Annotated in this window: 5 protein-coding genes and 1 pseudogene; 2 read left to right on the top strand and 4 right to left on the bottom strand. The window is 64.1% G+C overall.

Annotated features, from left to right (window positions below):
• Together AAC023_RS12605 and AAC023_RS12610 are read left to right on the top strand one after the other, a co-directional pair.
• Window positions 1–190 (top strand): annotated as a pseudogene (locus AAC023_RS12605) (BlaI/MecI/CopY family transcriptional regulator); the annotation flags it as partial.
• Window positions 187–1,725: a M23/M56 family metallopeptidase gene (locus tag AAC023_RS12610; RefSeq protein WP_339741548.1), complete on the top strand. Its 1,539-nt coding sequence runs from the start codon at window positions 187–189 to the stop codon at window positions 1,723–1,725. The pseudogene AAC023_RS12605 and the gene AAC023_RS12610, both read left to right, overlap by 4 nt.
• 81 nt (window positions 1,726–1,806) lie before the next feature.
• On the opposite strand, the gene greA is transcribed toward AAC023_RS12610, so the two are convergent.
• The 4 genes from greA to AAC023_RS12630 form a co-directional block, all read right to left on the bottom strand.
• On the bottom strand, window positions 1,807–2,280 hold the full coding sequence (gene greA, locus AAC023_RS12615; RefSeq protein ID WP_339741549.1) for a transcription elongation factor GreA: 474 nt from the start codon (window positions 2,278–2,280) through the stop codon (window positions 1,807–1,809).
• A 54-nt stretch (window positions 2,281–2,334) separates the two neighbouring features.
• Window positions 2,335–5,592: a carbamoyl-phosphate synthase large subunit gene (carB, locus tag AAC023_RS12620; protein WP_339741550.1), complete on the bottom strand. Its 3,258-nt coding sequence runs from the start codon at window positions 5,590–5,592 to the stop codon at window positions 2,335–2,337.
• Between the two features lie 164 nt (window positions 5,593–5,756).
• Window positions 5,757–7,286 carry a peptide ABC transporter substrate-binding protein gene (locus AAC023_RS12625; protein ID WP_339741551.1) on the bottom strand — a complete coding sequence of 510 codons (1,530 nt, stop codon included), beginning with the start codon at window positions 7,284–7,286 and terminating at the stop codon, window positions 5,757–5,759.
• A gap of 39 nt (window positions 7,287–7,325) precedes the next feature.
• Window positions 7,326–7,742, bottom strand: a 417-nt coding sequence (locus tag AAC023_RS12630; RefSeq protein WP_339741552.1) for a gamma-glutamyl-gamma-aminobutyrate hydrolase family protein, incomplete at its 5' end; no start/stop codon positions are given.

Genomic DNA, 7,742 nt, shown 5'->3' on the forward strand with positions numbered 1-7,742 from the left:
GGTCGGCAAGGTGGCGCTGATGGGGCAGATGATCCGCGATTTCGCGGCCAATGTGCTCGATCTCGACGGCCCGCTCCCGGCCACGGCCTTCGCCGGCAGCCGTCTCTTCTCCGAGGAGGAAGCTGCAGCCCTGACGCGTCTGCTCGAGGCCGAGGCCGGGGCGGATGAACCGGGGGAGGGCGAGGCATGAGTGGTTTCCTCACAGCCCTGCTGATCGGGGCCGCGCTCACCCTGCCGGCGGCCGGCTTGGCCTGGCTGGCCGGTCTGGCCCTGCAGGCCCGCACCGGGCAATCATCCCCCGCCTTGTGGCGCAGCGCGCGCCTGGTGGCGATCTTGCCGCTATTGCTGACCCCTTTGCTGTATGCGATCCCGCAAACCCTGCCGCCCATGCCGGCGCTCGAATTCATCGATGAAACGGCGTTGGACCTGCCTGCCGCGGTTCCGGTGCGCGACGCCCTGACTGCCACACCCGCTGCCCTGACACTGCCATCGCTGGAAATCCAGCTGGCGGCTGTCTATGCCATCGGCCTGATCGCCTCGCTGCTGTTGGCCCTGCGGCGCCATCATCATCGTCGCCGGCTGCTGGCACGCAGCCGGATCGCCGACGCGTCTGAACGTATTCTGCTGGATCGCGAGGCCGGGAAACTGGCCCTGCCGGCGCCGGAATTGCGCCTTTGTTCCAGCGCTGCCTCGCCCTTCCTGACCGGCTGGCGCGGGGTGATTGTCGCGCCTGAGCGCCTGCTGCAGACGCCGGAACTGGCACGCCACGCCCTGGTCCATGAGCTCTGTCATCTGCGCCGCGGCGATGAGCGCGACCGTTTGCTCGGCTCGGCGCTCACCATCGCGCTCTGGTTCAACTGGCCGCTGCGCCAGGTCGAACGCGAACTGGATGCCGCCCGCGAAATCGCCTGCGACTCCGACGCCATCCAGGCGCTCGGACGCACCCAGTGCAAGGCCTATGCGGCGACTTTGATTGAAACCATGCGGAGCTCGGCCCAGCCCGTCTCTGCCTTCGGTCCTTACAACAGGAGACAAAGGGAAATGCGTATCAAAGCCATTCTTTCCGGCGGCCAGACCGTCAGACACTCCCTTCTCACCGCGGGCGCCGTACTGATTCTCGCCATTCCTGTCGCTTGCGCCCAGGCCACGGTGACGCCGCGGCGCGTGGTCAGCGCGCCGGTTGAACAGATCGCGCCTCAGACGGAGATGCGCGTGATAGCCGACACAATCACGGTTCAACATCCGGTGCCGGGAACCGAGGGGCCCGGCAAGACGATCGCCGAGGGGCGGGTCCGGGTGGACATGGCAAGCGGTCAGGTCGACTTCGTCCATCGGGTTCTCGAAGGCCGCGTGACTAGCGGTTTCGGTCAACGGCCGAGCCGACCGCTGGGGGCGAATAGGTTCCATGGCGGTACAGACATCGGTGCTCCGGAGGGCACTGATATCCATGTGCCCGCCGCCGGCGTCGTCACACACGCTGAAATGGGGTTTGAAGGCTCCGATAACTGGGGCAATACGGTGGTGGTGGATCATGGCGATGGCTGGTCGACGCTGTACGCCCATATGTCTTCTCTTGCCGTCGAACCCGGAGAAGTCCTGTCGATCGGTAGTGTTCTGGGTACGGTCGGCCAGACCGGCATCGCGACCGGCCCGCATTTGCATGTTGAGGTTCGCCATGAAGGCGAACGCGTCGACCCGGCCGATTACCTGACAGGGCTGCGCTGACGCAGGCCGGTCATTCGCTAGCAAACGAAAACGGCCGGAGCATCGCCCCGGCCGCTTTTCATTGCCTGGCTGTCGAGGGGCTCAGCCCCACTCGACTTTCATGATCTCATAGGATTTCAGCCCGCCGGGCGCATTGACCTCGGCGACATCGCCGACTTCCTTGTTGATCATGGCGCGCGCGATCGGCGAGGAGATCGAGATCTTGCCCGCATGCACATCGGCCTCGTCCTCGCCGACGATCTGATAGGTCGCCTGCTCTTCAGTGTCTTCGTCGAGCACGGTGACGGTGGCGCCGAATTTGACGGTGGCGCCGCCCATCTTGGTGACATCGATAACCTGGGCGCGCGCGAGCTTGTCCTCAAGCTCCTGCACTCGGCCCTCGATATAGCCCTGGCGCTCCTTGGCCGCGTGATATTCGGCGTTCTCGGAGAGATCGCCATGCTCACGTGCCTCGGAAATCGCCGCGATCACCGCCGGGCGTTCTTCACTTTTGAGACGTCTCAGTTCTTCGTCGAGGGCTTTTTGCCCTGCGACGGTCATAGGGATCTTGTTCATGCGACCACTTAACTACGGGAAATAAAAATAGGCTAGCGCCAGAGCTGCATACCATCAAGAGTAGGTCTGCAGAGCACGCGGTTCGAGCGCGCCTTCCTCAATTCGCCGCATCGACATGATCGCGGCGCGGGCAGCCGAAGCGGTTGTGTAGCAAGGAATTTTCGCCTCCAGCGCGCTGCGCCGGATCGAATAGCTGTCGAGATGCGATTGCCGGCCCTCGGTGGTGTTGAAGATCAGCTGTACCTCGCCATTCTTCATCAGATCGACAATGTGGGGCCGGCCTTCGAACACCTTGTTGACTCGCGTCACCGGAACGCCCGCATCGGCGAAGGTCTTCGCCGTGCCGCCGGTGGCCAGGATCTTGAAGCCGAGCATGGCCAGCACGCGCGCCGGTTCGATCATCGCTGCCTTGTCCCCCTCGCGCAGCGAGATGAAGACACTGCCCTTGCGCGGCAGGTGAATGCCGGCGCCGAGTTCGGCCTTGGCGAAGGCGGCTTCGAACGTGGTGTCGATGCCCATGACCTCACCGGTCGAGCGCATTTCGGGCCCGAGCACCGGATCGACGCCGGGGAAGCGCGCAAACGGCATCACGGCTTCCTTGACGGAGACATGTTTTGGTGCCGGATCCTTCAGCTTGAAATCGGCCAGACGCGCGCCGGCCATCACCTTGGCGGCCAGCTTGGCAACGGGCAGTCCGATCGCCTTGGCGACGAAGGGCACGGTGCGCGAGGCGCGCGGATTGACTTCGAGCACGAAGATATCGCCATCCTTGACCGCGAACTGGACGTTCATCAGTCCCTTGACGCCGATCGCCATCGCCATGGCGACGGTCTGGCGCTTGAGTTCGGCGATCATCCCGGCCGACAGCGAATAGGGCGGCAAGGAGCAGGCACTGTCGCCGGAATGCACGCCGGCTTCCTCGATATGCTGCATCACGCCGGCAACCCAGACCGTCTCGCCATCGCAGATCGCATCGACATCGACTTCATCGGCATCGGTCAGGTAGCGGTCGAGCAGGAGCGGGGACTTGCCCGAGACATTGACGGCATCGCGCAGATAGCGTTCCAGGCTGTCGGTCTCGCGGATGATTTCCATCGCGCGGCCGCCGAGCACATAGGAGGGGCGTAGCACGAGCGGAAAGCCAAGCTTTTCGGCTGCGGCGCGCGCTTCGTCCTCGGAATGGACGATCACATTGGGCGGCTGGCGCAGATCGAGCTGGTTGAGCAATTCCTTGAAGCGCTCGCGGTCCTCGGCGAGATCGATCGCGTCCGGCGCAGTGCCGAGGATCGGCACGCCTTCCGCTTCCAGTTCGCTGGCCAGCTTGAGCGGGGTCTGGCCGCCATACTGAACCACAACGCCCAGCAGGGTGCCATTCGAGCGCTCGGTCTCGATCAGTTCGAGCGTGTCCTCGATCGTCAGCGGCTCGAAATAGAGGCGGTCGGCGGTGTCGTAATCGGTCGAGACGGTTTCCGGATTGCAGTTCACCATGATGGACTCGATATCCATGTCGGCGAAGGCAAAGGCGGCGTGGCAGCAGCAATAATCGAATTCGATGCCCTGGCCGATCCGGTTGGGTCCGCCACCGAGGATGATCGCCTTTTTGCGTCCGGTCGGTTCGGACTCGCATTCGACGCTGCCATCAAAGGCCGGCGTTTCGTAGCAGGAATACATATAGGGTGTCGGCGAGGCGAATTCGGCGGCGCAGGTGTCGACGCGCTTGAAGACGGGGCGCACGCCCAGCGCGCGGCGGGCGCGGCGCACGGCGGCCTCGTCCTGATTGGTCAATTGCGCCAGGCGCGCATCGGAGAAGCCCATCGCCTTGAGGGCGCGGAAGGCGGTGGCATCGGCCGGAAGACCGAGCGTCGAGATGTCGCCCTCGACCAGCACGATTTCTTCGATCTGGCGCAGGAACCAGGGTTCGTATAGCGAGGTGGCGCGGATCTCTTCCAGCGACAACCCCTCGCGGAAAGCCTGGGCGATCACCAGCAGCCGGTCCGGGCTCGCGATCGCGAGTGCCGCGCGAACGGCCTGTTTGCGGGCCGTCTCGTCGACGGCTTCTTCAACGCCGGGCAGGGCCATATCGTCAAAGCCCGACAGGCCGGTTTCCAGCGAACGCAGGGCTTTTTGCATGCTTTCCTGGAAGGTGCGACCGATCGCCATCGCTTCGCCGACCGATTTCATCGAGGTCGAGAGCGTCGCCTCGGCACCGGGATATTTCTCGAAGGCAAAGCGCGGGATCTTGGTGACGACATAATCGATGGTCGGTTCGAAACTGGCCGGGGTCGCGCCGCGGGTGATGTCATTGTCGATTTCGTCGAGCGTATAGCCGACCGCCAGCTTGGCAGCGACCTTGGCGATCGGGAAACCGGTCGCCTTCGAGGCCAGGGCCGAGGAGCGTGAAACGCGCGGATTCATCTCGATGACGACCATGCGCCCATCGGCCGGATTGACCGCGAACTGGACATTGGAGCCGCCGGTCTCGACACCGATTTCGCGCAGCACGGCGATCGAGGCCGAGCGCATGATCTGGTATTCCTTGTCGGTCAGGGTCATGGCCGGGGCGACGGTGATGGAATCGCCGGTATGCACGCCCATCGGGTCGATATTCTCGATCGAGCAGATGATGATGCAATTATCCGCCTTGTCGCGGACGACTTCCATCTCAAACTCTTTCCAGCCGACAATGCTCTCCTCGACAAGGATTTCATCGACCGGCGAGGCATCGAGCCCGCTCTGGCAGATCAGGCGGAATTCCTCGACATTATAGGCAATGCCACCGCCCGTGCCACCGAGCGTGAAGGAGGGGCGGATAATGGTCGGCAGACCGATCTCGATCATCGCCGCCTCGGCCTCCTCCATGGTATGCACGACGGCCGAGCGCGGGCTCTCCAGGCCGATCTTTTCCATGGCGGTGCGGAAGCGCTGGCGGTTCTCGGCCTTATCGATGACATCGGCCTTGGCGCCGATCATCTCGACCTTGAACAGATCCAGCACGCCGCGCCGGTCGAGCTCAAGGGCACAATTGAGCGCTGTCTGGCCGCCCATGGTTGGCAGCAGGGCATCAGGGCGCTCGATCTCGATCACCTTGGTGACCATTTCCGGCGTGATGGGTTCAATATAGGTCGCGTCGGCGAGCTCCGGATCGGTCATGATCGTCGCCGGGTTGGAATTGACCAGGATCACCCGGTAGCCCTCGGCCTTCAACGCCTTCACCGCCTGCACCCCGGAATAATCGAATTCGCAGGCCTGGCCGATGACGATCGGACCTGCGCCAATGATCAGGATGGATTTGATGTCGGTGCGTTTGGGCATGGGTTTCCAGTCTCACGTGCGCGCGCGTCCGGCCTGCCGCTGCGGGTGGCAGCGCCGGGTGGACGGAATGATTTAGTGCTGAAGCGGGTTCCTAACCGGGAATCGCCGCCATGGCGAGACTTTATATGAGGCTTCACATGTAATCCGTTGACGGCAGATCCCGGTCAGGCGTCTGCCAGGCCGAGATCGCGCCACAACATCGGTTGCACATCAGATCGTGTGCCCGTGACCCGGTTGCTGACCAGCCAGTGCGCGCGCTCATGCAGAAGCGGGATGACGGCCTGGTCGGCGAGCAGGATGCGCTCGGCTTCGCGATAGGCGATGGCGCGGACCACCGGATCGCTCTCGCGCCGGGCCATTTCCATTGCGGTTGCGAAATCAGGACTGTCCCAGTTGAAATTGGCCGCAAATCCGCTCGGCGCGAACGGATCGAGCATGAAAAACGGATCGGATTTGAGCCCGCGATTGAAGCTGGCGACAGCTATGTCGAAATCGCCACTATCGATGGCCTGGTAAAGATCGGTTGGATAGCTCACCAGGAGCTCCGCCTCGACGCCGACCCGTTGCCAGTCATCGGCGATGGCGATGGCGATCTGTTCGCTGACACCGGGAACGGTGCGGATTTCCACGCGGTCGGGCAATTCGCGATCAATCGTCGGGCGCAGACGCGAGCCGTGCAGATCGACCGGATCGAGGGGCTCATCTTCCTGCGGGATCACGCGGTGGGTGGCGCGCGCCGTATTGTCGAAGAAATTCGCCGCGATGAAACCGCGATCAATGGCGGCGGACAGCGCCTGGCGTGTCGCGGGTGCCACCAGCGCCGGGCGGGCATGATTGACCTTCAGGTAACGCAGGATCGGCGCGTCGAAACTGCGGAACCTTTCCCCCAGGCGCTCGCGCCAATAGCCGATCTGATTGCCCGGCGGCTTTTCGGCGAGATCATATTCGCCGGCCCGGAACATGCGCGTGCGGGTGCCGGCATCGCGCACGGCGTCGATGCGGATACGTTCGATCGCGACGCCAGCGGCGCCGGCAAAATGCGGGTTCTTGGCCAGATCGAGGCTCATCTGGCTGGCGGCCGTGACGGTATAGGCGCCGGCGGTGACGATGTTTTCCGGGCGGACCCAGTCTCGGCCATGGGCTTCGATAGCGTGGCGCGGAAAGGGGTAGAATTCACGCATCAGTGTCGGCAGGAGTCCCAGCGGTGTGTCGAGCCGGACTTCGAGGGTGTGATCGTCCAGGGCGGTGACGCCCATCGCTTCAGGCGGCATCTCCCCGGCCAGGACGGCGCGGGCATTCGCGACGGCGAAGAAATCGCCCAGATTGGCAAAGCTCTGCTCAGGGTCGACCAGACGCCGGGCCGACCAGACGACATCCTGCGCTGTCAGGGAGTGCCCGTCAGACCAGCGCGCATCCTGGCGCAGAGTGAACACCCAGCTCAGCCCGTCAGGCGCGACGCGCCAGCGGGTCGCTATGCCGGGGGCGACGCTCCCGTCGGCGGCATAGTCGGTGAGGCCGGCATGGATCTGCTTGTAGACCAGCGCCGCCGAAGCGAATTCGCCGAGCGCCGGGTCAAGGCTGTCCGGCAGGGTCTCGATCGCGACGCGCAGCATGCCGGCCGGCGTGCCGGTGCGGGCGCAGGCGGCGAGTCCGGAAGCGGCGGAGGCAGCAAGAAGGGTGCGACGGTTGAGCATCGCGCCATCTTGCCGTGATTTGGCCGCAGGGGAAGGGGGTCAGGCCGGTTCGCTGACCTTCAGTGAGCCGACAAAGCGGGTAAAGACGCCGAAACTGTCCTGCGGCCCCGGGGAGGCTTCCGGATGGTGCTGGACGGCCTCGACCGGTTTGCCGGTCAGGCGGAAGCCGCAATTACTGCCGTCAAACAACGAGACATGGGTCTCGACTGCGTCCTCGGGCAGGCTGGCACCATCAACCGCGAAGCCGTGATTCATCGACACGATCTCGACCTGGCCGGTCTCGTGATTCTTGACCGGGTGATTGGCGCCGTGATGGCCCTGCGGCATTTTCACGGTGCGGCCACCCAGGGCGAGGGCGAGCATTTGATGGCCCAGACAGATGCCGAGCATCGGGATATTGCTGTCGATCAGCGTGCGCAGTGTCGGCAGGGCATAGGCGCCGGTCGCTGCCGGATC

This window comes from uncultured Maricaulis sp., from assembly GCF_963976135.1.
GTDB lineage: Bacteria > Pseudomonadota > Alphaproteobacteria > Caulobacterales > Maricaulaceae > Maricaulis.